The following is a 25,920-nucleotide window of genomic DNA, read 5'->3' as shown; positions in this document are numbered from 1 at the left end:
CACCGCGGCTCAGGCGGCCAGCGCCTTGGCCCTGCGGGCGGCCTCCTCCAGGGCCTGCGCCTTGGACTCGGCGGCCTGCCCGACGAACTCGGCCAGCGCCGGGACCTGCGCCGCCATGGTGAACTCCGGGACAATGAAGTCCACCTCCAGCCCGAGCCCGCCGCCCAGCACCTTCTCCAGGTAGGTGGTGACGAACTCGTACGGCTCGCGCGGGGCACCGGGAGCGTACGAGCCGCCGCGCGCGGCGATCACGGTCACCGGCGTGCCCTTGGCCGAGGGCTCCTCACCGGCCGTGCGGCCCATCAGGATCACCTGGTCCAGCCAGGCCTTGAGGGTGGACGGGATCGTGAAGTTGTACATCGGGGTCCCGATGACGATCGCGTCGGCCTGCTCCAGCTCCGCCATCAGCTCCTCGCGCAGGGCGAGCGCGGCGTTCTGCTCGGCACTGCGGGCCTCCGCCGGGAGGAAGGTCGCGGTGATCCCGTGGGCATCCAGGTGCGGGATCTGGTCGGCGGCGAGGTCGCGGTAGATCACCGTGCCCTCGGGGTGCTGGGCCTGCCAGGCGGCCCGGAACGCCGCCGAGACCTCGCGGGAGACGGAGCCGTCCGCGATGGCGGAGGAGTCGAGGTGCAGAAGCGTGGACATGGCGGTACCTCCATTGATTCAGTAGCTGCTATTTCCCCCGCAGCTGCAAGTACCGTAGCAGCTTACTTTTCTATAGTCACTAGCGGCCGCCAGGTACCCTGGAGCCATGTCCGAGCACGAGGTAACGACCGAGCAGGTCCCGACCGCCTCCGAGCCGTGCGACGGTGCCGACCAGCGCGCCTGCTTCAGCGTCGAGCTGGCACTCACCCGCGTCTTCGGCCTGCTCGGCAAACGCTGGACCGGCCTGGTGGTGGGCGTCCTCAACCACGGCGGCCCCGCCTACTTCTCCGAGCTGCGCCGCGCCATCCCCGGCATCAGCGAGCGCATGCTCTCCGACCGCCTCACCGAGCTCGCCGACGCCGGCCTGGTGCTCCGCGAGGTCGACGCGGGCCCGCCGCTGCGGGTCAGCTACCGGCTGACCGAGGCCGGCCTCGCCCTGCGCCCCGCGCTCACCGAGCTGGCCGTCTGGGCCGACCGGCACCTGCCGGAGAGCGCCCTGCGCCGGGGCAACTGCTGAACCCCACGCGCTGACCGCGCCCGACAAAGCAAAAGCCCGGGGCCCGTCCGCTGTGACAGCGGACGGGCCCCGGGCCTTCGTACAGGGGGGATCAGCGCTTGGCGCCACCACGCAGGCGGGCCACCCGGTCGGCGACGCCCCAGGACGTCACCCGCCACAGCGCCTCGACCACGATGTTGCGGCTCATCTTGGACGCACCCAGCTCGCGCTCGATGAAGGTGATCGGCACCTCGGCGACCTTGAACCCGGCCTTCACCGTGCGCCAGGCCAGGTCGACCTGGAAGCAGTACCCGGCCGAGGCGACCTCGTCCATGCCCAGGCCCAGCAGGGTCTCCTTGCGGAACGCCCGGTAGCCGCCGGTGACGTCCCGGATCGGCACGCCGAGCATCAGCCGCGAGTACGTCGAGCCGGCACGGGAGAGCAGCAGGCGCGACTTCGGCCAGTTCACCACCCGGCCGCCCGGCACCCAGCGGGAGCCCAGCACCAGGTCGGCACCGCGCAGCGCGCCCAGCAGCCGGTCCAGCTCCTCCGGCTGGTGCGAGCCGTCCGCGTCCATCTCGACCAGGACGTCGTAGCCGTTGTCGATGCCCCAGCGGAAGCCCGCGAGGTAGGCGGCGCCCAGGCCCTCCTTGCCCCGACGGTGCATGACGTGCACGTTCGGGTCCTCGGCGGCCATCTTGTCGGCCAGCTCGCCGGTGCCGTCGGGGCTGTTGTCGTCGGCGACCAGCACGTGGACCTCGGGCACGGCAGCCCGGACCCGGCCCACGATCCGCTCGACGTTCTCCGCCTCGTTGTAGGTCGGAATGATCACCAGCACCCTGCCGAGGTCGGCAAAACGCTGCTGGTTCACGGTCACGTACAAACCTCTCGGCCGGTGGCGGGAAGTGCCAGTCACCGTTGCCCGCACTCTGAACGCAGTCCCCCTCGGCAACCCCGCCGACCGGTCACCACTGTGGAGACCACTGCGTTCCGGCATCCTACTACCGCTCCCTCGCACCCCCGGAACCGCCGGGGCCCGTCGTCGCGCCACCCGCCGTTTCCCCGGCGGCGACGTCGGTCGGCTAGGGTCGATCCCCAGCCTTCGAGAAGGAGCAGGACCGCGCGCATGGACAGGCTCGTCAACACTGTCCGCCCGTACGCCTGGGGGTCGGTCACCGCACTCCCCGAGCTGCTAGGGCAGGAACCCACCGGCGAACCGCAGGCCGAGCTCTGGATGGGCGCCCACCCCGGCGACCCGTCCCGCGCCGACCGGGGACACGGCCCCCGCCCGTTGGACGAGCTGATCGCCGCCGACCCCGAGGGCGAGCTGGGCGCCGCCACCGTCTCCCGGTTCGGCCCCGCCCTGCCGTTCCTGTTCAAGGTCCTCGCGGCGGGCATCCCGCTGTCCATCCAGGCCCACCCCACGCTCGACCAGGCCCGCGCCGGGTTCGCCGCCGAGAACGCCCGGGGCATCCCGCTGGACGCCCCCGACCGCAGCTACCGCGACGCCAACCACAAGCCCGAACTCATCTGCGCGCTCGGCGAGTTCGACGGCCTCTGCGGGTTCCGCAGCCCGGCCGACGCGGCCGCCCTGATGGCCGGGCTGGGGGTGCCCGCGCTCGACCCGCTGATCGCCCTGCTCGGCGCCGAGGACGAGTCCGAGGCCCTGCGCGCCGCACTCGTGGCCGTCCTCACCATGGCCGACGACGCCGCCGCGGCGGCCGTCCGGGACACCGCCGCGGCGGTCGACAAGGCCGTCGCCGAGGACCCGGACGGCCCGTACGCGCTGTACACCCGGATCACCCGGGACTTCCCCGGCGATCGCGGCCTGATCGCCGGGCTGCTGCTGAACGCCGTCCGGTTGCAGGCCGGCCAGGCGCTCTACCTCGGCGCCGGCGTCCCGCACGCCTACCTGCACGGCGTCTGCGTCGAGCTCCAGGCCAACTCCGACAACGTGCTCCGGGCCGGCCTCACGCCCAAGCACATCGACCTGCCGGAGCTGCTCAAGGTGGTCGAGTTCGCCGCCGGCGCGCCGGACCCACTGCTCCCGACCGCGGTCGACGGCACCCCCGGCGAGGAGCTCTACCCCGTCCCGATCGACGAGTTCCGGCTCTCCCGCTTCCTCCTCGACGGCCGGGAGCGCGAGATCGACGGCCGCACCCCGCAGATCCTGCTCTGCACCGCCGGCACCGCCCGGCTCACCGCCGCCGACGGCACCACCCTGGACCTCGCCCGCGGCGAATCCGCCTTCCTCCCCGCGACCGGCACCCCCACCCGCCTCACCGGCACCGCCACCACCGTCTTCCGCGCCACCGTCACCCTCTGACGCCCCGGCGGGACGCGAACACGCCGAAGGGCCCGGAGCGATCCTGCTCCGGGCCCTTCGGCGCGCTTTCGTGCGCTTCCGCGCGGCTCAGCGGTGCGGCGGACTTCCGCCCCCCACCTCGACCGGCACCGGCTCCGGCTCCGGCACGACGGGCGTCCGCACGGCGCCGTCCGTGTTCACCCCGGCCGGCGACAGCGGGCCGGTGGCCGGCCAACGCCGCTCGACCGCCTTCAGCACCTTGCGGCCGACGTTCTGCAGCGGGATCTCGACCAGCTTGTACATCAGCCAGCTCGCGAGCAGCACGACCGCCAGGTACTCGGCCGTCCAGATCAGCTTGCCGCCGGTCGTCGGCGGCACCTTGGGGACGTGCAACTGGTACCGGAGGGTGTGCAGCAGCGGGACGTGCAGCAGGTACAGCGAGAAGCTGATCGTGCCGAGCCAGGTCAGCACCCGCGGGAAGCGGCGCTTGCGCAACGCCATGCCGATCCCGAAGGTGATCCAGGCTCCGACGAAGGAACCGGCCCAGGCCCGCGGGCCGGCCGTCCAGGTGTTGTTCTCCATGCCGTTGCGGTTGTACATCCACGCCACCGCGATGCCCGCCGCGATCACGAAGCCGCAGTACAGCACGGCCTGCAAGCGGTCGATCTGACGGTTCTCGGCCCGGTACAGCGCGGTGCCCGCGAACATCGTCGCGAAGATCATCAGGGTCTCGAACATCGGCGCCCGGCTGTTGTTGTACATCAGCACCAGACCCAGCAGGCCGAGCGCCAGCGATCCGGTTCGGATCAGGTTCGCGCGGCCGCTGAGGATGCAGGCGAAGCCGAAGACGACGATCAGCACCGAGCCCCAGACCAGGTTCCGCATCGAGGTCACGTCGTGGGTCAGCGTGTTCGAGGCGATGGTGGTGCCGAACAGCACGGCCACGGCGGCCAGGGCCACCGCGATCTGACCGCTCTTGCGGTGCAGACCGACCGCGAAGAGCGCCGTGACGGCGTAGTAGAAGACCATCTCGTAGGTGAGGGTCCACATCACGCCGAGACCGTTCCACACGCCCATGAAGTCCTGGAGCATGGTCGAGTTGGCGGCCACGTAGATCCAGTCGTGGTCGGTCGCGAAGAGCGCGACCGAGCCGTCCCCCTTCGGGATGATGGCCAGTGCCACCGCGATGCCGATGATCACCGGCGGCCAGAGCCGGAAGAACCGTCCGATCCAGAACGCCCGGACGTCCCCGCGGCGCTCCAGCGACGCCGGAATGATGTAGCCGCTGACCAGGAAGAACAGCATGACGCCGTAGAGACCGAGGTCCGCGTGCCACCAGATGAAGCCGGCCAGGCGGTCCGGCAGCAGCTTCAGGACGTCGAAGTGGTGCAGGGTGACCACCAGGGCCGCCACGCCGCGCAGAGCGTCCAGCCAGCCCAGTCGACTGGCTGCCCCGCCCGCCTTGGCCTTCGTGCTTCCCCCGGCCCGGCGGGCGGACAGCAGTCGTATCGTTTTCACGGCAGGGACAGTAGCTCATCGAACTGCTGCCTTCGCTCCGGAGATCGTCCCCGTGGGCTCCCGCCGCCGATGACATTTCCTCGGCGGCACGACGAGCCTGCGGCCGGGCCACCCAGTACGAGGAGTACATGTGGGTGAGACCGACTCACGGAAGGCTGGGCCATGCGGAAACTGATCTACGGCATGAACCTGACCCTGGACGGCTACATCGCCGCGCCCGGCGACGACATCAGCTGGAGCGGACCGCCGAGCGACGAGCTGTTCCAGTGGTGGCTCGAGCACGAGCAGGCGAGTGGCCTGACGCTGTACGGGCGCAAGCTGTGGGAGACGATGAGCTCCTACTGGCCGACCGGCGACCAGCAGCCCGACGCCACCCCGGCGGAGATCGAGTTCGCGCGGAACTGGCGGGACACGCCGAAGGTGGTGTTCTCCTCGACCATCGACACGGTCGACTGGAACACCCGTCTGGTCACCGGCGACGCGATCGCCGAGATCACCCGGCTCAAGGCCGAGGACGGCGCCCCGATGGACATCGGCGGCGCGACGCTCGCCGGGGCGGCCATGCGCTCCGGGCTGATCGACGAGTACGTGATCGCCGCCCACCCGGTCCTGGTGGGCGGCGGCACGCCGTTCTTCACCGCGCTGGACAGCTGGGTGAACCTGAGTCTGGTGGAGACCCGGACGTTCCCCGGCGGCGTGGTCCTGACCAGGTACGAGACGAGGCGCTGAGCAGCTGCCCGCCGTCGGGTCAGTCCCGGGTCATGTCGACGAAGCGCGAGTAGTGACCCTGGAAGGCCACCGTGATGGTGGCGGTGGGGCCGTTTCGGTGCTTGGCGACGATCAGGTCGGCCTCGCCCGCCCGCGGGGACTCCTTCTCGTAGGCGTCCTCGCGGTGCAGCAGGATGACCATGTCGGCGTCCTGCTCGATCGAGCCGGACTCACGCAGGTCGGAGACCATCGGCCGCTTGTCGGTGCGCTGCTCGGGGCCACGGTTCAGCTGGGAGAGCGCGATGACCGGCACTTCCAGCTCCTTGGCCAGCAGCTTGAGGTTCCGGGACATGTCCGAGACCTCCTGCTGACGGTTCTCGGCCCGGCGGGAGCCGCCGGACTGCATCAGCTGGAGGTAGTCGATGACGATCAGCTTGATGTCGTTGCGCTGCTTGAGCCGGCGGCACTTGGCGCGGATCTCCATCATCGACAGGTTCGGGGAGTCGTCGATGAACAGCGGCGCCTCGCTGACGTCCGGCATCCGGCGGGCGACCCGCGTCCAGTCGTCGTCCGTCATGCTGCCGGAGCGCATGTGGTGCAGCGCCACCCGGGCCTCGGCGGAGAGCAGGCGCATGGCGATCTCGTTGCGCCCCATTTCGAGCGAGAAGATCACGCTGGGCAGCTTGTGGTGGATCGAGCAGGCGCGGGCGAAGTCCAGCGCCAGGGTGGACTTACCCATGGCGGGGCGGGCCGCGATGACGATCATCTGACCGGGGTGGAGGCCGTTGGTGAGCGCGTCGAAGTCGGCGAAGCCGGTCGGCACGCCGGACATCTGGCCGTTGCGCGAGCCGATCGACTCGATCTCGTCGAGGGCGCCCTCCATGATGTCCGCGAGCGGCGCGTAGTCCTCGTTGGTGCGCTGCTCGGTGACCGCGTAGATCTCCGCCTGGGCGGCGTTGACGATCTCGTCCACGTCGCCCTCGGCCGCGTACCCCATGCCGGCGATCCGGGTGCCGGCCTCGACCAGCCGGCGCAGCACCGCGCGCTCGTGGACGATCTGGGCGTAGTACTCGGCGTTGGCCGCGGTCGGGACGGAGTTGACCAGGGTGTGCAGGTAGGAGGCGCCGCCGACGCGCTGGAGCTCGCCGCGCTTGGTCAGCTCGCCGGCCACCGTGATCGGGTCGGCCGGCTCGCCCCGGGCGTAGAGGTCGAGGATCGCCCCGTGGATCAGCTCGTGCGCGGGCCGGTAGTAGTCGGCCGGCTTGAGCACCTCGACCACGTCGGCGATGGCGTCCTTGGAGAGCAGCATGCCGCCGAGGACGGACTGTTCGGCGGCGAGGTCCTGCGGGGGGACGCGCTCGAAGCCCTCGGCGCCGCCCGCACCCTCGTCGTCGCGGCGGTCGCGGCGGTCGCCCTTGCCGTTCTGGAACCCGCCGCCCTTCTGGAACCCGCCCCCCTTCTGGAAGCCGCCGTCCCGGCCGCCCTGACCGCCCTGGCCGCCGCGGCCGCGGGAGACCGGGAGCCGGTCGCCGGGCCCGTCCGGGAAGGGTGCGTCGTCGAAGGCGCCGGCCGGGAAGGGGTCCTCGGCGGTCTGCCAGTCCTCCTCCGGCGGCGGGGCGTCGTGGTCGTCGTACTGGGGGCCGGTCACGCGTGTTCCCCGATCAGCGAGTGGTGCGAGTTGGAGCGGAGCCGCTCCTCTTTGTACGTCACGGCACCGACAAATCGGACGCCGGGACGGTGGGAGTGTCGGGCGGAGGGCCCACGCTAAGGCGCTGGGAGCCCTTGCGCCAAGACGGTTATCCACAGGGGGTGTGGATGAAGGGCCCCGGGCTGTGGAGAACTGCCGCAAAGCTGTGGACACCCCTGTGGACACCCCTGTGGATAACCGGACGATCGCTCCACCGTCAACCTCCTGACCTGGGACTACCTCTTCCGGGGCCTGTGCATGAGAAATTCTTCACACACCTCCGAACGGCTGTGGGCACGGAGCGCACCGGGCAGGTCGCTCAGGAATGCGAGTAATGAGCGACTGGCACTGGTGGTCATTACCTGTGGATGAGTAGCCTGGTGGCCATGACCGCCACGCCCGCCAGCCGCCGCCACGACCGGGAGATCCTCGCCCTGGCCGTCCCGGCCTTCGGCGCCCTCGTCGCCGAGCCGCTCTTCCTGATGGCCGACTCGGCGATCGTCGGCCACCTCGGCACCCCCCAGCTGGCCGGCGTCGGCGTCGCCTCCGCCGCGCTCACCACCGCGACCGGGGTGTTCGTTTTCCTCGCCTACGCCACCACCGCCGCGGTGGCCCGCCGGATCGGCGCCGGGGACCGCCGCGCGGCCGTCCAGCAGGGCGTCGACGGGATCTGGCTCGCGCTGGCCCTGTCCGTCCCGGTGGTCGCGCTCAGCCTGCTGCTGGCCCCCTGGACGGCCGACCTGCTCGGCGCCTCGGCGACTGCCGCCCCGTACGCCGTCACCTACCTGCGGATCAGCGCCCTGGGCATCCCGGCGATGCTCATGGTGCTGGCCGCGACCGGCGTGCTGCGCGGCCTCCAGGACACCCGCACGCCACTGCTGGTGGCGGTCGCGGGCTTCACCGCCAACATCGGCCTGAACGTCGGCCTGGTGTACGGCGCCGGGCTCGGCGTGGCCGGCTCGGCCTGGGGCACGGTGCTGGCGCAGACCGGGATGGCCGCCGTCTACCTGGTCGTGGTGGTGCGCGGCGCCCGCCGGGAGCGGGCCTCGCTGCGACCGGACGCGGCCGGCATCCGGGCCTGCGCCCGGGCGGGCGGTCCGCTGCTGGTCCGGACGGTGAGCCTGCGCGCGGTGCTGATCATCGCCACCGCGGTGGCCGCCCGGCTGGGCGACGACCAGGTGGCCGCGCACCAGATCACCATGACGGTGTTCAGCTTCCTGGCGTTCGCGCTGGACGCCATCGCGATCGCCGGCCAGGCCATCATCGGCCGCTACCTGGGCGCCTCGGACGTCCCCGGGGCCAGGGCCGCCACCCGGCGGATGGTCGAGTGGGGCGTGGGCTCCGGCGTGCTGCTCGGCCTGCTGGTGGTGGCCGCCCGCCCGCTGTACGTCCCGCTGTTCACCCCCGATCCGGCGGTGCAGGCGCAGCTGGACACCGTCCTGCTGCTGCTCGCGCTCAGCCAGCCGGTGTCCGGCCTGGTCTTCGTGCTGGACGGGGTGCTGATGGGCGCCGGGGACGGCCCGTACCTGGCCTGGGCGGCGATCGCCACGCTGGCGGCGTTCGCCCCGGCGGCCCTCGCGGTACCGGCGACCGGGGCCGGGCTGGCCGGGCTCTGGTGGGCGATGAACCTGTTCATGCTGGTCCGCGCGGCGTTCCTGGTCGGCCGCGCCCGCGGCGGCCGCTGGCTGGTCACCGGGGCCGTCCGGGGCTGAGCCGGGCCCGGAACCCGGCCGCGACCGGGCCGGAGAACGACCGAGGGCCGGACTCCCGGGAGGAGTCCGGCCCTCAGGCCACTGCTACGGAGCTCAGGCAGCCACGACGGCGACGTCGAGGTTGGCCACGACGTCCGAGTGCAGCTTGACCGAGACCTTGTGGGTGCCCACGGTCTTGATCGGCGAGGCGATCGCGACGGCGCGCTTGTCCACGGCCGGGCCGCCGGCGGCCTTGATGGCCTCGACGACGTCGGACTGGGTCACCGAGCCGAACAGGCGGCCGGCGTCACCGGAACGGACGGCCAGCTTGACCTGGACGCCCTCCAGCTGACCCTTGACCTCGTTGGCGGCCTCGAGGGTCTGGATCTCGTGGATCTTCCGGGCGCGACGGATGGCGTCGACGTCCTTCTGACCACCCTTGGTCCAGCGGATCGCGTAGTTACGCGGAACCAGGTAGTTGCGGGCGTAGCCGTCCTTGACCTCGACGACCTCGCCGGCGGAGCCGAGACCCGGGACCTCGTGCGTGAGGATGATCTTCATTACTCGGTCACCCTCTCTTAGCGCGCGGTGCTGGTGTAGGGCAGCAGCGCCATCTCACGGCTGTTCTTCACGGCCGTGGCGACGTCACGCTGGTGCTGGGTGCAGTTGCCGGTGACCCGGCGGGCACGGATCTTGCCGCGGTCGGAGATGAACTTCCGCAGCAGGTTCGTGTCCTTGTAGTCAACGTAGTTGACCTTGTCCTTGCAGAAGACGCAAACCTTCTTCTTCGGCTTGCGAGCAGGCGGCTTCGCCATTGTGTGCTCCATTTGGGGTTCACGGCCCGCCGGGCGTCTCTCGACACCGGCGGTCGGGCCGCACGAAATCTGTCAGCTCTTAGAACGGGGGCTCTTCCGCGTAGCCGCCACCGGACGGGGCACCCCAGCCGCCGCCCTGGTTGCCACCGGACGGGGCGCTGGACGCCCACGGGTCGTCGGAGGGGCCGGACTGGCCGCCGCCGGAGTTTCCACCCCAGCCGCCGCCGCCCTGCTGGCCGCCACCGCCGCCCCAGTTACCGCCCTGGCCGCCACCCTGCTGGCCGCCGAAGCCGCCGCCGGGACCGCCGGAGCGGTTGGCCCGGGTGACCTTGGCGGTCGCCGAGCGCAGGCTCGGGCCGACCTCGTCGACCTCGACCTCGAAGACCGTCCGCTTCTCGCCTTCCTTGGTCTCGTAAGACCGCTGGCGCAGTCGGCCCTGCACGATGACGCGCATGCCGCGCTGCAGCGACTCGGCCACGTTCTCCGCCGGCTGCCGCCAGACGTTGCACGTGAGGAAGAGGCTCTCGCCGTCCTTCCACTCGTTCGTCTGACGGTCGAAGGTGCGGGGGGTGGACGCGATACGGAACTTCGCGACCGCCGCACCCGACGGGGTGAAGCGCAGCTCGGGGTCGTCGACGAGATTGCCGACGAGGGTGATGACGGTCTCGCCTGCCATGGTGGTGATGACCTCTCGGGAAGATGTCCGTTCACCGCTGTTTCACGTGAAACAGCGGTCGCGAGCTACCCGAGACCCGAAGGCCTCAGAGGTGGCTCAGTGGGTGTCCGGGCGCAGGACCTTGGTCCGCAGAACCGACTCGCTCAGGCCCAGCTGGCGGTCGAGCTCCTTGACGACCTCAGGCGTGGCCTTCAGGTCGATGACCGAGTAGATGCCCTCGGACTGCTTGTTGATCTCGTAAGCCAGACGGCGGCGACCCCAGGTGTCGACCTTCTCCACCTTGCCACCCGCGTTGCGGACGACGGTGAGGAAGTTCTCGATCAGGGGGGAGACAGCGCGCTCCTCGACCGAGGGGTCGAGGATGACCATCAGCTCGTAGTGACGCATGAGTAACCCACCTCCTTTGGACTCAGCGGCCACGGTCTCTCCGTGGCAGGAGGGTTGTGCAGCGTCGGCACCGGAGTTGTGACGACACCGGCCACCGTAGCGGCCGGGTCCGACAGTCGGACCCCGCTCACCCCGGAGGGGTGGCCCGGAAGAGGGCGCAAGGGGGCACAACTACACCAGTGCAGACGGCACAGCCTACCCGCACCCGTACGGCCGAACAAAACGCATAGGGGTTGTGAGACCGGCCCAACCGCCGCAATCTGGACGGAACGGGATTCCTGCCCGTTCGTCTCCACGCCAGGAGGTGGGACTCATGGCCCAGTCCGTCCACCGCATGCCCGCCCTCACGCTGAACACCGACGGCCACCCGCACCCCCGAGAGAACGCCCTGGTGGGTATCACCGCCGTGCTGGGTGTGATCGCCTTCACGACCTCGTTCTTCTACAACCTGCACGCACTGACCTCGTGGACCGGCCTGTTCGGGATCATCACGGGGCTGTGGGGCATGTTCGTCTCGGTCACCACCGCCGAACGCTTCGTCCTGATGATCACACTCGGCGCCTCCGCCGTCGGCTTCTACCTCGGCATCGCCCGCGGTGGCCTCCTGGGCTGAGCCCCCTGCCAGGAACCCTCGGCGCCCCCGTCGCGTATCTGCCTACAGACAGGTACGCGACGGGGGCGCCGTCGCGCCCGCCGGAGCGGGCGCCCGGACCCCGGACGATAGGGTCACCCCGAGAACCTGGGGCCCACCGCAGCCCGACCGACGAGGAGCACCGAGCATGAGCCTGCGCCTGAGGACGATCACCCGCGAGGAGCACCTCGCCTTCATCAGGAGCCGCGCCTCGGCCAGCCACATGCAGGTGCCGTCGTGGGGTGACGTGAAGGCCGAGTGGCGCTCCGAGTCGATCGGCTGGTTCGACGACGCCAACCAGCTCGTCGGCGCCGGCCTGGTGCTCTACCGGCAGCTGCCGAAGCTCAAGCGCTACCTGGCCTACCTGCCCGAGGGCCCGGTCATCGACTGGTTCGACCGCGACCTCGACCGCTGGCTCTCGCCGATGCTGGCGCACCTCAAGTCGCAGGGCGCGTTCTCGGTGAAGATGGGCCCCCCGGTGGTCATCCGCCGCTGGAACGCGCCGACCATCAAGGAGGCCATCGGCGCCAAGCAGGCCAAGCGCCTGCGCGACGTCGAGGCCGACTGGTACGAGCCGCGCGCCTTCGAGGTGGCCGACCGGCTGCGCAAGGCCGGCTGGCTTCAGGGCGAGGACGGCGGCGCCGGCTTCGGCGACGTCCAGCCCCGCTACGTCTTCCAGGTGCCGCTGGCCAACCGCTCGCTGGACGACATCCAGAAGGGCTTCAACCAGCTCTGGCGCCGCAACATCAAGAAGGCCGAGAAGAGCGGCGTCGAGGTGGTCCAGGGCGGCTACGACGAGCTGCCGATCTTCCACCAGCTCTACCTGGTCACCGCCGAGCGCGACAAGTTCACCCCGCGCCCGCTGGCCTACTTCCAGCGGATGTGGAAGGCCCTCACCGCCGAGGACCCGAACCGCATGCGGCTCTACATCGCCTACCACGAGGGCGAGCCGCTGGCCGCGACCACCATGCTGGTGGTCGGCGAGCACGTCTGGTACTCCTACGGCGCCTCGGCCAACCACAAGCGCGAGGTCAAGCCGTCCAACGCCATCCAGTGGCGGATGATGCGCGACTCGTACGCGCTCGGCGGCGGCGTGTACGACCTGCGCGGTATCAGCGACACCCTGGACGAGAACGACCACCTGTTCGGTCTGATCCAGTTCAAGGTCGGCACCGGCGGCCAGGCCGCCGAGTACCTGGGCGAGTGGGACTTCCCGCTCAACAAGCTGCTGCACAAGGCCCTCGACCTCTACATGTCCCGCCGCTGAGGAGGCTGACCCGATGACGTTGTCGCTCTACCTCGACACCGAACGCTGGCGCACCCACCAGCGCTCCGTCCTGGCCGAGTTCCCCGGTCTGGTGCCGGTAGCCAAGGGGAACGGCTACGGCCTGGGCAACCACCGGCTGGCCGAGGAGGCGACGCTGCTCGGCACCGGTGTGCTGGCCGTCGGCACCGCGTACGAGGCGGCCGACGCCGCCGAGTGGTACGGCGGCGAGCTGCTGGTGCTCACGCCGTACCGGGTCGGCGAGGAGGTGCTGCCGCTGCCGCACGCCCGGGTGATCCGGACGGTGGCGAACCTGGACGGGCTGCGGGCGCTGCGCGGCGCCCGGGTGGTGCTGGAGTGCATGACCACCATGCGCCGCCACGGCGTGGGCGCCGCCGACCTCCCGGCGGTCGCCGCCGAGCTGGACGGCGTCTCCTTCGAGGGCCTGGCGCTGCACCTGCCGATGGACCGGCCGGACGGCTCCAGCCCGGTCGAGGAGGTCGCGTACTGGGTGGACACCGCCCGCGCGGCCGGCATCCCGGTGCACACCGTGTTCGTCAGCCACCTCGGCTCGGCCGGCATGGACCAGCTGACCGCGCGCTACCCGGGCACGGTCTTCCGCGCCCGGATCGGCACCCGGCTCTGGCTGGGCGACCACGGCGCGCTGGAGGTCCGGGCCACGGTGCTGGACGTCACCCCGGTGAAGAAGGGCGACCGCTACGGCTACCGCCAGCACCCGGCGCCGTCCGACGGCCACATCGTGGTGGTCGCCGGCGGCACCGCGCACGGCATCGGCCTGGAGGCACCGAAGTACGTGGCGAGCATGGGCGCGCGCGCCAAGGGCATCGCCCGGGCCGGTCTGGCGACCGTCAACAAGACCAAGTCGCCGTTCCACTGGGCCGGCAAGCAGCTCTGGTTCGCCGAGCCGCCGCACATGCAGGTCTCGCTGCTCTTCCTGGACGGGGAGACCAAGCCCCCCGTGATCGGCGACGAGCTCGGCCTCCAGGTCCGGCACACCACCACGCACTTCGACCGCGTGGTTGACCGCTGACCGACCCCGGCTACTTCTCGGCCGGCTCCGACAGTTCGGGCTCGTTCAGCCACTGCTCGGGGCCGGCCGGCGCGTACGCGGCGTAGCTCTCCTCCTCGCGCAGCCGCCGGGCGGCGCCGAGGACGAACACGTCGGGAGCCCGGTCGAGCACCCCGCCGGACGGGTCGTCACTGCCGTCCCAGCGCACCGGGTCGCGGTCCGGCAGCAGGACGTCCCGGACCACCAGGGCGACCAGGTAGAGCGTGCCGAGCAGGTGCAGCACGATCGCGAAGTGGTACCAGGACTCGCCGATCCCGTGCTGCTTGGGCCCGGTGACGAAGCCCAGGTGGGACCAGATGCCCAGGGTGTAGAGCACCTCGCAGGCCTGCCAGATCAGGAAGTCCCGCCAGCGTGGCCGGGCCAACACCGCGAGCGGCAGCAGCCAGAGCGCGTACTGCGGCGAGTACACCTTGTTGACCAGCACGAACAGGGCGACCACCAGGAAGGCCAGCTGCGCGAAGCGCGGGCGGCGGGGCGCCGACAGTCCGAGCCACGCTATGGCCAGGCAGCCCAGCACCATCAGCAGCCCGATGTAGAGGTCGAGGTTCTCCAGCCCGACCCCCCGGCTCTGCATCAGGATCAGCCAGAACGAGCCGTAGTCCTCGGCGCGGTGCTTGCTGAAGACGTAGAAGGTCGACCAGCCCTGCCAGTTGGCAATCATGATCGGCAGATTGACCAGCAGCCAGGCGCCGACCGCGCCGCCCAGCACCGCCCGGAACTCGCGCCACTTGCCGGCCCGCCAGCAGAGCACCAGCAGCGGGCCGATCAGCAGCAGCGGGTAGAGCTTGGCGGCGGTGGCCAGCCCGATGAAGACGCCCGCCCAGAGCGGCCGCGAGCCCGCCCACCAGGCCATCGCCACGGCGGCCAGCGCGACCGCGAGCAGGTCCCAGTTGACGGTGCCGTTCAGCAGCAGGACCGGCGCGAGCGCGAACAGCAGGGCGTCCCAGGGCCGGCGCCGGTGGGTGCGGGAGAGCGCCACCACGGCGACCACCGCGCAGGCCATCAGCAGGCCCGCGTTGATCGCCCAGAACCACTGCTCCTGGTCCTGCTGGGTGCCGCCACCGGGCGTCAGCCAGGCCGCGACCTGCATGAACAGGCCGGTCAGCACCGGGTACTCGAGGTACTGGAGGTCCCCCGAGGTGCCCGGGATCCGGTCCACGTACGGGTGCAGGCCGGCCGCGAAGCCGCGGCCGGAGAACAGGTGCGGGATGTCGCTGTAGCAGGCGTGGATGTACTGCGGCGACCCCGGCTGGAACCAGGCCTCGTTGTAGCAGGGCAGCTTCTGCACCATGCCGAGCACCGAGACCACGATGACCGCCAGCGCCAGGAAGCGCGCCGGGATCCACCAGGAGACGCCCAGCAGCGCCCGGCGCCCGGGCGGGCCGCCGATCACCTCACTGCCGGCCGCCGCCACCGGGTCCTCGTCGGCCGGGACGACCACGGTGTTGGCCGGCGGCGCGGCCGTGGCGACGGCGGCCGGGGTCGGCCCTGCGGCGTCGCCGGGCCCGGCCGGACCGGCGGATTCGTCACGATCGCTCGACGTCATGCCGGACATCCTGCCGCACCGGCTCCGCTTCGACGAGGAGGACCCCGCCACGGGGCGGACCGGGCCGGGCGCATCGTCGGCGAATCATGACGAAACGGCGGTGGCGGCCCTCCGAGGAGGACCGCCACCGCCGTTTCACCGTTCCGGGCGACCGGGGCCGCGGGCTACGGCACCGTCCCGCCGCCCGCGCCGCCCGTCGTCGTCGGGGTCGGCTTGCCGGTCGGCTTGCCGGTCGGCGGCGCGGTGGTGTCCGTCGGCGTCGGTGCGGGCGGGGTCGACGGGCAGAGCAGCGGCAGGCAGCCGCTGTTCGTCGGACCGGGGTTGGTCTTGGTGTGCTGCGTCTGGGTCGGCTGCGGGGCCGGGCAGTCCACCCCGGGGACGCAGGCCCCGCCCTGGGTGGGCGCGGGCGGCTGCGGCTGGTTGGGGTTGCCCGGCTGCGGCTGGTTGGGGTTGCCCGGCTGCGGCGTGGTGGTGGGGGCGGCCGTCGGGGTGTCGGTCGCGGTCGGCGAGGCCGTCGGGGACTGCGAGACCGGAGCGCCGGAGGAGTCGACCTCGGAGCCGACCGGCTGCGGGGTCGGGAAGTCCATCTTCTTCTCGTTGGCCAGCGCGGCCTTCATGTACCGGGTGAAGACGTCCGTCGGGATGTCACCACCGTGGATGGACTCCTTGCCGCCGGTGCCGTTGAGCGACAGCCGCTCGTGCTTGGTCGGGTCCTCGCGCCACATCGCGACGCTGGTGACCAGCTGCGGGGTGTAGCCGACCCACCAGGCCGACTTGTTCTGGTCGGTGGTACCGGTCTTGCCGGCCACCGGGCGGCCCAGCGCGTTGCTCTTCGAACCGGTACCGTTCTTCGCCACGTTCACCAGCACGTCGGTGACGTTGTCGGCGACGGCCGGCTCCAGCGCCACCTTCAGCTCCGGCTTGGCGAAGCCCGGCCGCTCCTTGCCGTCCAGCTCCACCTTGGTCACCGAGTAGGGCTCGGCCTCCTTGCCGCTGGCCGCGAGCGTGCCGTAGGCGGTGGCCATCCGGATCGGGCTGATGGTGGAGGTGCCGAGCGCGAAGGTCGGGGTCTTCGGGTCGGCGAAGCTCTCCTTCTTGATGCCCATCTGCTCGGCGATGTTGGCCACGTTCTGGCCGCCGACGTCCTGGTTCAGCTGGACGAACGGCACGTTGTACGACCACTGCATGGCCGACCGCAGCGAGACGTAGCCGCGCTTGCCGGAGTCCTCGTTCTTCTGCCGGTAGGGCTTGCCGTCGTCGCCGATCACCAGCGAGCCGTCCGGCTTGCGGATCTCGGACATGTCGTCGGAGAGGTAGCGGCTGTCCGCGTTGATCCGCTTCGGCTTGCCCTTGTCGTCGGTCGCGGTCTGCACGCCGATCTGCATCGCGGTGGCCAGCACGAAGGGCTTGAAGGTCGAGCCGACCTGCACGCCGATGGCGTCGGCGTTGTTGTCGAAGTGGCCGTTCTCCACGCCCTCGCCGCCGTACAGGGCGATGATCGCGCCGTCCCCGGGCCGGATGCTGGCGGAGCCGAACTGCACCCACTTGTCCTGGTCGGGGCGCTTCTGCAGGTTGAGGTTCTCGCCCTTGACGTCGTCGACGGCCTTCTTCAGGGCGTCGACCTTGTCCTTCTCGAAGGTGGTGTAGACCTTCAGACCACCCTTGTCGATCACCTGCTGGGTGATCGACTTGTCCTTGAGCATCAGGTACTTGTTGGCGGTGTCGACCAGGTAGCTGATCTCACCGTTCATGCTGGAGTTGATCTTCACCGGGATCGGCTCGGGGAACGTCGTGCACTTGGCCCGCTCCTCCGGGGTGGTGTTCTTGGTCTCCACCATCCGGTCCAGGATCCACTTCCAGCGCTCCTCGGCGCGCTGGTGGTTGGCCGGCTTGGAGGGGTCGTAGTAGTTCGCACCCTTCAGCAGACCGGCCAGCATGGCGCTCTGGCAGAGGTTGAGGTCCTTGGCGTTGACGCCGTAGTACGCCTGCGCGGCGGCCTGCGCACCGTTGGCGTTGCGGCCGAACCAGCTGGTGTTGAGGTAGCCCTTCAGGATGTCGGGCTTCTCCATCTTCTGATTGATCTTCAGCGTGATGAAGAACTCGTTTATCTTGCGGCTGAGCGTCTGCTCCTGGCTCAGGTAGGCGTTCTTGACGTACTGCTGGGTGATCGTCGAGGCGCCCTGGGTCTCACCGCCGCGCGCCATGTTGTAGACCGCGCGCAGCATGCCCTTGGGGTCGATGCCGCTGTCGGTGCGGAAGGTCTCGTTCTCCGCCGCGATCACGGCGTTCTGCAGGTTGGGGCTGATGTCGGTGAGCTCGACGATCTGACGGTTCGTCTCGCCCTTGCGGGTCATCTCGCTGCCGTCGGCCCAGTAGTAGATGGTGTTCTGGTCCTTCACCAGGTCCTTGAGCTGCGGGATCTGGGTGGTCTGGTAGAGGTAGAAGACCCCGCCCACGCCGGCCGCGAAGACCAGCAGGAAGGCGCTCAGCCACTGCCGCCAGGAGGGCAGCCAGCGGCGGACGCCGGTCTTGCCCCAGCGCGGGTAGTCGATGAAGCGCTTCTTGCCCGGATCGGCCGCGGCGACGGCCGCACCGGCGGCGGCACCGCGCCGGCCGCCCTTGCCGCCCTTCTGGGCGGCCTTGCGCATCTCGGCCCGGGTCATCCGCGGCTGCTGAGCGGTCTCCCGGGCGCCCGAGGAGCGGTTCCGGCCGAGCCCGTCCGAGCTCAGCTCGTCGCGCCCCGGTCCGCCCCGACGGCCGCCGCCTCCCGGGGGCTGCTGCCCGTCCCCGCCCGGGTTGGGCGTCCTTCGCCGTCGTTCGCTCATGTTCCAGCCACTCCTCGCCAGGCGGGTTCCAGCCTGAAGGCAGGGTTCACGTTCGATGCCCGCCAACCGCCCTAACCCCGGAGGTGGTCCTCGTGCACACGCGACAGCGTACGCAGCTCGGAAACGCACCTAATCGGGCATCAAACCCGAATAGCCGCAAATGGGCAGCAGATCATTACACGCCCGTTGCCAAGCTCACCCGCGCGTCGCCTTGTGATCACATTCACGCGTGCCCCCCTTGCCCCTTTCGAGGGCCAGGTTTACTGTTCTCGATATATCGAGCCGATACATCGAAGCGGCATACCGCTCGGTGCAGCGGTCTCGGACGGTCGAGGGGAAGGAGGACGACGGCATTGAGCAGGCGCTCTGGAGTGCTGGAGTTCGCCGTACTCGGGCTGCTCCATGACGCCCCGATGCACGGCTACGAGCTGCGCAAACGGCTCAACGTCCTGCTCGGGACGCTACGTGCCTTCTCCTACGGAACGCTCTACCCGTGCCTGAAGAGCCTGGTCGCCCAGGGCTTCCTGGTCGAGGACAACCCGGACGTCGAGTACGTCCCGGCCACGGCGCTCAACGGCAAGCGGTCCAAGATCGTCTACCGGCTCTCCCCCGAGGGCAAGCAGCGCTTCGAGGAGTTGCTCGCCGACTCCGGCCCGGACGCCTGGGAGGACGAGCACTTCGGTGTTCACTTCGCCTTCTTCGGCCAGACCGACCGGGCCGTGCGGATGCGCGTCCTGGAGGGGCGCCGCAGCCGGCTGGAGGAGCGCCTCGAGCGGATGCGCAACTCGCTCGCCCGGGCCCGCGAGCGGTTCGACGACTACACCGTCGAGCTGCAGCGGCACGGCCTGGAGTCGGTCGAGCGCGAGGTCCGCTGGCTCAACGAGCTGATCGAGACCGAGCGGGCCAACCGGACCGGCCGGACCGGGCCCGCCACCGGCGGCAACACCGCCGCCGGACCCCACAAGACTTCGGACGGCCGTGGTCAGGAGGACGGGTCCTCGGATCCGCCCGGGCCACCGTACGACCGCCCGGGGCGCTCCGCCCAGGAGCGCTGACACCGCGTCAGCCCTGTGCCACGCGGCAGGAGTGGGCGCCTCGCGCCCGTACAAGCAGTCATCGAAGAAGCAGGACGAGTGCCGCCGAACCAGGCGGTGCTCATGAGATCACAGGGAGCAACCGGAATGGGTTCGGTTCGCGTAGCCATCGTGGGTGTGGGCAACTGCGCCGCGTCGCTGGTGCAGGGTGTCGAGTACTACAAGGACGCCGACCCGGCCGGCAAGGTCCCCGGGCTGATGCACGTCCAGTTCGGCGACTACCACGTCCGTGACGTGGAGTTCGTCGCCGCGTTCGACGTCGACGCCAAGAAGGTCGGCTTCGACCTGGCGGACGCCATCGGCAACAGCGAGAACAACACCATCAAGATCTGCGACGTGCCGCCGACCGGCGTCACCGTCCAGCGTGGCCACACCCTCGACGGCCTGGGCAAGTACTACCTGGAGACCATCGAGGAGTCCGACGAGGCCCCGGTCGACGTCGTCCAGGTCCTCAAGGACCAGCAGGTCGACGTCCTCGTCTGCTACCTGCCGGTGGGTTCCGAGAACGCCGCCAAGTTCTACGCCCAGTGCGCCATCGACGCCAAGGTCGCCTTCGTGAACGCCCTGCCGGTGTTCATCGCGGGCACCAAGGAGTGGGCGGACAAGTTCACCGAGGCCGGCGTGCCGATCGTCGGTGACGACATCAAGTCCCAGGTCGGCGCCACCATCACGCACCGCGTGATGGCCAAGCTGTTCGAGGACCGCGGTGTCATCCTCGAGCGCACCATGCAGCTGAACGTCGGCGGCAACATGGACTTCAAGAACATGCTCGAGCGCGAGCGCCTGGAGTCCAAGAAGATCTCCAAGACCCAGGCCGTCACCTCGCAGATCCGCGACCGTGAGCTGGGCGCCAAGAACGTCCACATCGGCCCCTCGGACTACGTGGCCTGGCTGGACGACCGCAAGTGGGCGTACGTCCGCCTGGAGGGTCGCGCGTTCGGCGACGTCCCGCTGAACCTGGAGTACAAGCTCGAGGTCTGGGACTCCCCGAACTCCGCCGGTGTCATCATCGACGCCGTCCGCGCCGCGAAGATCGCCAAGGACCGCGGCATCGGTGGCCCGATCCTGTCGGCCTCCTCGTACTTCATGAAGTCCCCGCCGGTCCAGTACTTCGACGACGAGGCCAAGGAGAACGTCGAGAAGTTCATCCGCGGCGAGGTCGAGCGCTGAGCATCGAGCACTGAGCTCGGGGCTGACGGTGGATAACCGCGCATAGCCGCTCAGAAGGGCCCACGATCACGAGATCGTGGGCCCTTCACCGTTTCCCGGCGAATGTTTCACGTGAAACAGCGCCCTGATCCATGGCACCCTGGGCGGGTGGCGATCACCGAGAACGGCAGCACCCACCAGTCCGCGCACCGCGCCACGCTGCTCGACCTGCTCCGGGGCCGGGACTTCCGGCGGCTGCTGACCGCCCGGGTGCTCTCCCAGCTCTCCGACGGCGTCTTCCAGGTCTCGCTCGCCGCCTACGTGGTGTTCTCCCCGGAGAAGCAGTCCTCCCCCGCCGACATCGCCTCGGTGCTCGCCGTGATGCTGCTGCCGTTCTCGGTGATCGGCCCGTTCGCCGGCGTGCTGTTGGACCGCTGGCGCCGCCGCCAGGTGCTGTACCTCGGCAACCTGGCCCGCTTCGGGCTCGGTCTCGGGACCGGCGCGCTGCTCCTGGTCGAGGCACCGACCTGGCTGTTCTTCGCCTCGGCGCTGCTGGTCACCGCGCTCAACCGGTTCATCCTGGCCGGTCTGTCCGCCGCCCTGCCCCGGGTGGTGGCGCAGGACCAGCTGGTCACCGCCAACGCGCTCTCCCCCACCCTCGGGACGGTCGCCGCCGCCTGCGGCGGGGGCATCGGCTTCGCGCTGCACCAGGTGATGTCCCCCGGGCCGAAGGCGGACGCGGCGCTGGTCACCGTGGCCGCGTTGCTCTACCTCTCGGCCGCGCTGGCGGCCCGCCGGATGGACCGCGACCTGCTCGGCCCCGAGCCGCGCGACGACCACCCGGCCCTCGGTCAGGCCCTGGTCCGGGCCGCCGTCGAGCTCGGCGCCGCCGTCCGCCACCTGGTCCAGGACTGCCGGCCGGCCGTGCACGCGCTGGCCGCCGTCACCGCGGCCCGGTTCTGCTACGGCGTGCTGATCGTGGTCGTGGTGATGCTCGCCCGGTACACCTTCAACGACCCGGGCGACAGCGCGGCCGGGCTGGTCACCCTCGGTCAGGCGGTCGGCCTGTCCGCCGCCGGGTTCTTCATCGCCGCGGTGGTCAGCCCCTGGTGCACCCGGCGGCTCGGCCTGGCCGGCTGGATGACGGCCTGCCTGGTGGCGCCGGTGGTCTTCGTCCCCGGGCTGGGCCTGAGCTTCGCCCTGGTGCCCTGCCTGATCGCCGCGCTGCTGCTCGGGGTGGTCACCCAGGGCACCAAGATCTGCGCCGACACCGTGGTCCAGGAGTCGGTCGAGGACGAGTTCCGCGGCCGGGTCTTCGCCATCTACGACGTGCTGTTCAACGTGGCCTTCGTGGCCGCCGCCCTGGTCACCGCGCTGGTGCTGCCGCTCTCCGGCCGCTCGGCCGGTCTGGTCGTCGGCGTCGCCGCGGTGTACGCGCTCACCGCGGTCCTCTACCTCCGGGCGGCCCGGAGGTACGGGCCGCTCCCCGGTGACCAGCCCTCCTGAACTCCCCGGGCCCTCGACACGGCCCGCGTCCGAGCGGGTCGCTAAGGTACGTCAGATCTGTCGGAGTGACAGCACTCGGCCTCGGGGGAAGAACTGATGAGCACACCGCCCAGCCCGTACGGGCCACCGCCGCAGTACGGGCCGCCGCAACCGGCCCCGGCGGGGCGGCCCGCCGCGCCGCCGTACGGTGCTGCCGTCCCCCCGCCCGCCTCGCCGTACGGGCAGGCCCCGTACGGTGCGCCGCAGCCGCAGCCGGTGCCCGCACAGCCCGGCCCGCCCGGCTACGGTCCTCCCCCGGGCTACGGCCAGCAGCCGCCCGGGTACGGCGGCCAGCCGCCGTACGGTCAGCAGCCGCCCGCCCAGCCCTACGGCTACCCGCAGCCCGCGCCGGCCGCCGGGATGCCCGCCGCACCGGCCGCCGGCATGCCCGCCGCGCCGAAGGCCAAGCGCGGCGCCAAGGCCAAACTGAAGATCGTCGGCGCGGTCGGCGGCTGCATCGCGCTGGCCGTCGGCTACTTCGTCAGCGGGCCGAGCATCAGCAGCGCCAAGCCCGGAGACTGCGTCAAGGTCAGCGGGAGCCGCGATGTCGAGATCGTCAAGTGCACTGATTCCAAAGCGAATTACCGCGTACTGTCGAAGTTCGAAGACACCACCGACGTGAACCGCTGCCGGCAGACCCCGCAGACCACCAGTGCCGTCTCCGGCAAGAGCGGACGCCGCTGGAACAAGAAGCGGTACGTCCTCTGCCTCGGCCCGCTGGCCCCCACCGGTGTCCCGCCGGTGCCCAAGTCCTGACCCTTCCCGCCGCCACCGTTCCCCTGGGGGACCTCTTGTCCGTTCCGCCGCCCCCGATGCCGTACGGCCAGCAGCCGCCCAACGACGGCAACCCGTACGCCTCCGGAAGCCCCTACACCCCGCCGACCCCCGGCTACGGCTACCCGGCCGCCCCGCCGCCGGCCGACCAGCCGTACGGCATGCCGCCCGGCTACGGCTACGGGTACCCGCCCCCGCCGCCGGCGGACGGGGTCACCTGCCGGTTCTGCGGCGGCTACCCGGCCGTGAACACCACCGTCCGCGGCCACCAGGGCATGGTCGTGATCATGCGGTTCCTGCGGATGTCGGGCCCGTTCTGCCGTACCTGCGGCACCGCGATGGTGCGCAGCATGTCCGCCAACACCCTGGTGCAGGGCTGGTGGGGCCCGCTGTCGGTGCTGCTGACGCCGCTCACCCTGCTGGTGAACCTCATCCCCAACGGGAAGATCAAGCGGCTGCCCCCGCCCGTCCCTGGCAGCCACGGCCAGCAGCTCGACCCAGGCGTCCCGCTGGCCCGCCGCCCGCACATGTTCATGCTGCTGCTGCCGGGCCTGGCGGTGCTCACCCTGGTGCTGGCCTCGCTCGGGGTGCTCGGCCCGAAGAAGGAGGACCCGGTCACCCCGGTCTCGGTGCCGACCGTGACGCTGCCCCCGGTGTCCACCTACACGCCGAAGCCGTTCCCCTCGCCGACCTTCTCGCTGCCGCCGATGCCCAGCATCACGCTGCCGCCGCCGTCCGCCCCGACCACCGCGGCGGACAGCATCGACTCGGCCAAGATCGGCGACTGCCTGCGCAACGAGAACGGCACCGGCGCCACCCACGACGCCAGCCCGAAGATCACCATGCTGCCGTGCACCGACTCCCGCGCCCAGTACAAGGTCATCTGGAAGTACTACGCGACCTCCGACGAGAAGCAGTGCGAGAAGCAGCCGAAGTCGGACAGCACCTACACCCGCACGTACTCCAACCTGACCGCGCTCAGCTACGTGCTCTGCCTGCAGTCGATGAACTGACGCCCGGCGACGAACCGCGAGGGGTGGCCCCGGCACCGGCCGGGACCACCCTCGCGTCGTTCGCGCAGCGCAGCGCTGCCGCGGCTCAGCCCTGCTGAGGCTCAGCCCTGCTGCTGGGCCCACCAGGCCCGCAGCGCCGCCACCGCCTCGTCGTGCTCCATCGGGCCGTTCTCCAGGCGGAGTTCCAGCATGTGCTTGTACGCCTTGCCGACCTGCGGGCCGGGCTTGAGGCCGAGCAGCTCCATGATCTGGTTGCCGTCCAGCGCCGGGCGGATGGCGTCCAGCTCCTCCTGCTCCTTCAGCTCGCCGATCCGCTGCTCCAGGCCGTCGTAGGTGCGCGACAACGCGGCCGCCTTCTTGCGGTTGCGGGTGGTGCAGTCGGAGCGGGTGAGCTTGTGCAGGCGCTCCAGCAGCGGCCCGGCGTCGGTGATGTAGCGGCGCACCGCCGAGTCGGTCCACTCGCCGCCGCCGTAGCCGTGGAAGCGCAGGTGCAGCTCGACCAGGCGGGAGACGTCCTCGGTGAGCTCCTTGGAGTACTTGAGCTCGCGCATCCGCTTGCGGGTCATCTTGGCGCCGACCACCTCGTGGTGGTGGAAGGAGACCCGGCCGTCCGACTCGAAGCGCCGGGTGCGCGGCTTGCCGATGTCGTGCAGCAGCGCGGCCAGCCGCAGGGTGAGGTCCGGACCCTCCTGCTCCAGGTCGATGGCCTGCTCCAGGACGGTCAGCGAGTGCTCGTAGACGTCCTTGTGCCGGTGGTGCTCGTCCCGCTCCAGCCGCAGCGCGGGCAGCTCGGGCAGCACGTACCCGGCCAGGCCGGTGTCGACCAGCAGCCGCAGGCCCTTCACCGGGTGCGTGGCCAGCAGCAGCTTGTTGAGCTCGGCCTGGACCCGCTCGGCCGAGACGATGGTGATCCGCTCGGCCATCGCGGTCATCGCGGCGACGACCTCGGGGGCCGGGTCGAAGTCGAGCTGGGCGGCGAAGCGGGCCGCGCGCATCATCCGCAGCGGGTCGTCGGAGAAGGACTCCTCGGGGGTGGCGGGGGTGCGCAGCACCCGGGCCTCCAGGTCGTCCAGGCCGTGGTGCGGGTCGACGAAGCCCCGTCCGGGCAGGTCGACGGCCATCGCGTTGACGGTGAAGTCCCGGCGGACGAGGTCGTCCTCGATGGTGTCGCCGTAGCTGACCTCGGGCTTGCGAGAGGTGCGGTCGTACGCCTCGGAGCGGTAGGTGGTGATCTCGATCAGGAAGGAGCCCTGGGGGGTGTCCTTGCGGGCGCCGACCGTGCCGAAGGCGATGCCGACGTCCCAGACCGCGTCCGCCCAGCCCTTGACCAGCTTGAGCACCTGCTGCGGGCGGGCGTCGGTGGTGAAGTCCAGGTCGTTGCCGAGCCGGCCGAGCAGGGCGTCCCGCACCGAGCCGCCGACCAGCGCCAGCCGGTGCCCGGCCGCCTGGAAGCGGCGGGCGATCTCGTCGGCGACCGGCGACACCCGCAGCAGCTCTTGCAGGCCCAGGGTCTGGGCCTCGCTCAGGCCTGGCACGACCTGGGTGGCGGTGCTGGAAGGATGGGTGCGCGCGGTGGGCTCATTGGCAGTGGACACGGCTCACAAGGGTACGTGCCCGGGCAGGTCAACCGCCCGCGCGTTTTGGGCGTCTCACCCCAAGGCCCGCAACACTGCTTCCCGGGCTGCATCGTTACCATGCCGGTGGACGAATCTCGGGCACCGGACAGGGGATGCGGTGTCGCGTGCCGCCGTGACCGGCGGAGCATCCGCGACATCGACGCGGCGGCCAGCGTCAGGCAGACAGCGTCAAGCGAACAGCATCAGCAACGAGCGATCGAGAACGGCGAGGGCGGAACGAGTGAGTGAGCCGGCACGGCACTCGGGCCTGGGGGCGCACCGACAGTCTGGACGGACCGGGCGCCCCGCCGAAGGGCGCGGCCCGGGGTGGCGCGCGGCGCGCGCGGCCCGCCGCGTCGCGGCCGCCTGCGCGGAGGTCCGCTCTCCGAGGGCACCGTGGTGGACGGCTGCCTGCGCTGCCCCTGGCACGGCAGCGAGTACCGGC

General features: G+C 70.9%; 24 protein-coding genes. 13 read left to right on the top strand and 11 right to left on the bottom strand.

The window, feature by feature from the left end:
• Positions 1-9: 9 nt before the first annotated feature.
• Entirely contained in the window at positions 10-645 is a 636-nt protein-coding gene (locus ABTY15_RS31580) for an FMN-dependent NADH-azoreductase (protein WP_350602765.1), read from the bottom strand.
• A gap of 106 nt (positions 646-751) precedes the next feature.
• On the opposite strand from ABTY15_RS31580, the gene ABTY15_RS31575 reads away from it, so the two are divergent.
• Positions 752-1,162 (top strand): winged helix-turn-helix transcriptional regulator, encoded by a 411-nt coding sequence (locus ABTY15_RS31575; RefSeq protein ID WP_350602762.1) that lies wholly within the window; start codon positions 752-754, stop codon positions 1,160-1,162.
• A gap of 91 nt (positions 1,163-1,253) precedes the next feature.
• Here the strand turns inward: ABTY15_RS31575 and ABTY15_RS31570 are convergent, their stop codons facing one another.
• Positions 1,254-2,018 carry a polyprenol monophosphomannose synthase gene (locus ABTY15_RS31570; RefSeq protein ID WP_350602761.1) on the bottom strand — a complete coding sequence of 255 codons (765 nt, stop codon included), beginning with the start codon at positions 2,016-2,018 and terminating at the stop codon, positions 1,254-1,256.
• A 249-nt stretch (positions 2,019-2,267) separates the two neighbouring features.
• On the opposite strand from ABTY15_RS31570, the gene manA reads away from it, so the two are divergent.
• Positions 2,268-3,467, top strand: coding sequence for a mannose-6-phosphate isomerase, class I (gene manA, locus ABTY15_RS31565; RefSeq protein ID WP_350602759.1), 1,200 nt, complete (start codon positions 2,268-2,270; stop codon positions 3,465-3,467).
• 87 nt (positions 3,468-3,554) lie between these two features.
• Here manA and ABTY15_RS31560 read toward each other — a convergent pair whose 3' ends face one another.
• Positions 3,555-4,964: an acyltransferase family protein gene (locus tag ABTY15_RS31560; protein ID WP_350602756.1), complete on the bottom strand. Its 1,410-nt coding sequence runs from the start codon at positions 4,962-4,964 to the stop codon at positions 3,555-3,557.
• A 162-nt stretch (positions 4,965-5,126) separates the two neighbouring features.
• On the opposite strand from ABTY15_RS31560, the gene ABTY15_RS31555 reads away from it, so the two are divergent.
• Positions 5,127-5,693 carry a dihydrofolate reductase family protein gene (locus ABTY15_RS31555; protein WP_350602755.1) on the top strand — a complete coding sequence of 189 codons (567 nt, stop codon included), beginning with the start codon at positions 5,127-5,129 and terminating at the stop codon, positions 5,691-5,693.
• 19 nt (positions 5,694-5,712) lie between these two features.
• Here ABTY15_RS31555 and dnaB read toward each other — a convergent pair whose 3' ends face one another.
• Entirely contained in the window at positions 5,713-7,320 is a 1,608-nt protein-coding gene (gene dnaB / locus ABTY15_RS31550; RefSeq protein ID WP_350602752.1) for a replicative DNA helicase, read from the bottom strand.
• A gap of 425 nt (positions 7,321-7,745) precedes the next feature.
• On the opposite strand from dnaB, the gene ABTY15_RS31545 reads away from it, so the two are divergent.
• Entirely contained in the window at positions 7,746-9,071 is a 1,326-nt protein-coding gene (locus ABTY15_RS31545) for an MATE family efflux transporter (protein ID WP_350602750.1), read from the top strand.
• A 93-nt stretch (positions 9,072-9,164) separates the two neighbouring features.
• Here the strand turns inward: ABTY15_RS31545 and rplI are convergent, their stop codons facing one another.
• From rplI to rpsF, 4 genes are all read right to left on the bottom strand, one after another.
• Positions 9,165-9,611 carry a 50S ribosomal protein L9 gene (rplI, locus tag ABTY15_RS31540; RefSeq protein WP_350602746.1) on the bottom strand — a complete coding sequence of 149 codons (447 nt, stop codon included), beginning with the start codon at positions 9,609-9,611 and terminating at the stop codon, positions 9,165-9,167.
• 17 nt (positions 9,612-9,628) lie between these two features.
• Positions 9,629-9,865: a 30S ribosomal protein S18 gene (gene rpsR, locus ABTY15_RS31535; RefSeq protein WP_030304537.1), complete on the bottom strand. Its 237-nt coding sequence runs from the start codon at positions 9,863-9,865 to the stop codon at positions 9,629-9,631.
• A gap of 79 nt (positions 9,866-9,944) precedes the next feature.
• Entirely contained in the window at positions 9,945-10,541 is a 597-nt protein-coding gene (locus ABTY15_RS31530; protein WP_350602742.1) for a single-stranded DNA-binding protein, read from the bottom strand.
• 96 nt (positions 10,542-10,637) lie between these two features.
• The gene (rpsF, locus tag ABTY15_RS31525; RefSeq protein WP_049651111.1) at positions 10,638-10,928 is read right to left on the bottom strand and encodes a 30S ribosomal protein S6; all 291 of its coding nucleotides are present in this window, start codon (positions 10,926-10,928) and stop codon (positions 10,638-10,640) included.
• A gap of 313 nt (positions 10,929-11,241) precedes the next feature.
• Here rpsF and ABTY15_RS31520 point away from each other — a divergent pair, with 313 nt between their 5' ends.
• The 3 genes from ABTY15_RS31520 to ABTY15_RS31510 all read left to right on the top strand — a co-directional run bounded on the left by ABTY15_RS31520 (position 11,242) and on the right by ABTY15_RS31510 (position 13,874).
• Complete coding sequence (locus ABTY15_RS31520) at positions 11,242-11,541, top strand: hypothetical protein (RefSeq protein WP_350602738.1); 300 nt, start codon at positions 11,242-11,244, stop codon at positions 11,539-11,541.
• A gap of 166 nt (positions 11,542-11,707) precedes the next feature.
• The gene (locus ABTY15_RS31515; protein WP_350602733.1) at positions 11,708-12,826 is read left to right on the top strand and encodes a lipid II:glycine glycyltransferase FemX; all 1,119 of its coding nucleotides are present in this window, start codon (positions 11,708-11,710) and stop codon (positions 12,824-12,826) included.
• A 13-nt stretch (positions 12,827-12,839) separates the two neighbouring features.
• Positions 12,840-13,874, top strand: coding sequence for an alanine racemase (locus tag ABTY15_RS31510; RefSeq protein WP_350602729.1), 1,035 nt, complete (start codon positions 12,840-12,842; stop codon positions 13,872-13,874).
• Positions 13,875-13,884: 10 nt separating this feature from the next.
• On the opposite strand, the gene ABTY15_RS31505 is transcribed toward ABTY15_RS31510, so the two are convergent.
• Together ABTY15_RS31505 and ABTY15_RS31500 are read right to left on the bottom strand one after the other, a co-directional pair.
• Complete coding sequence (locus ABTY15_RS31505; protein WP_350602726.1) at positions 13,885-15,459, bottom strand: glycosyltransferase family 87 protein; 1,575 nt, start codon at positions 15,457-15,459, stop codon at positions 13,885-13,887.
• 164 nt (positions 15,460-15,623) lie between these two features.
• The gene (locus ABTY15_RS31500) at positions 15,624-18,284 is read right to left on the bottom strand and encodes a transglycosylase domain-containing protein (protein WP_350602723.1); all 2,661 of its coding nucleotides are present in this window, start codon (positions 18,282-18,284) and stop codon (positions 15,624-15,626) included.
• 353 nt (positions 18,285-18,637) lie between these two features.
• On the opposite strand from ABTY15_RS31500, the gene ABTY15_RS31495 reads away from it, so the two are divergent.
• The 5 genes from ABTY15_RS31495 to ABTY15_RS31475 all read left to right on the top strand — a co-directional run bounded on the left by ABTY15_RS31495 (position 18,638) and on the right by ABTY15_RS31475 (position 23,859).
• A complete protein-coding gene (locus tag ABTY15_RS31495; RefSeq protein ID WP_350602718.1) occupies positions 18,638-19,339 on the top strand; it encodes a PadR family transcriptional regulator in 702 nt (233 codons plus the stop codon).
• Between the two features lie 126 nt (positions 19,340-19,465).
• A complete protein-coding gene (locus ABTY15_RS31490) occupies positions 19,466-20,548 on the top strand; it encodes an inositol-3-phosphate synthase (protein WP_097236946.1) in 1,083 nt (360 codons plus the stop codon).
• 147 nt (positions 20,549-20,695) lie between these two features.
• A complete protein-coding gene (locus tag ABTY15_RS31485) occupies positions 20,696-22,033 on the top strand; it encodes an MFS transporter (protein WP_350602712.1) in 1,338 nt (445 codons plus the stop codon).
• A gap of 96 nt (positions 22,034-22,129) precedes the next feature.
• On the top strand, positions 22,130-22,828 hold the full coding sequence (locus ABTY15_RS31480) for an LppU/SCO3897 family protein (protein WP_350602709.1): 699 nt from the start codon (positions 22,130-22,132) through the stop codon (positions 22,826-22,828).
• Between the two features lie 35 nt (positions 22,829-22,863).
• A complete protein-coding gene (locus ABTY15_RS31475; RefSeq protein ID WP_350602707.1) occupies positions 22,864-23,859 on the top strand; it encodes an LppU/SCO3897 family protein in 996 nt (331 codons plus the stop codon).
• Between the two features lie 101 nt (positions 23,860-23,960).
• Here ABTY15_RS31475 and ABTY15_RS31470 read toward each other — a convergent pair whose 3' ends face one another.
• Positions 23,961-25,394 (bottom strand): CCA tRNA nucleotidyltransferase, encoded by a 1,434-nt coding sequence (locus tag ABTY15_RS31470; protein ID WP_350602843.1) that lies wholly within the window; start codon positions 25,392-25,394, stop codon positions 23,961-23,963.
• A gap of 408 nt (positions 25,395-25,802) precedes the next feature.
• Between ABTY15_RS31470 and ABTY15_RS39900 the strand changes: the two genes are divergently transcribed.
• Positions 25,803-25,920, top strand: a 118-nt coding sequence (locus ABTY15_RS39900) for a Rieske 2Fe-2S domain-containing protein (RefSeq protein ID WP_502893639.1), incomplete at its 3' end; no start/stop codon positions are given.

The sequence above is a fragment of the Kitasatospora sp. NPDC097643 genome, assembly GCF_040302625.1.
Classification (GTDB): Bacteria; Actinomycetota; Actinomycetes; order Streptomycetales; family Streptomycetaceae; genus Kitasatospora.
This window is presented reverse-complemented; position numbering and strand designations above follow the sequence as displayed.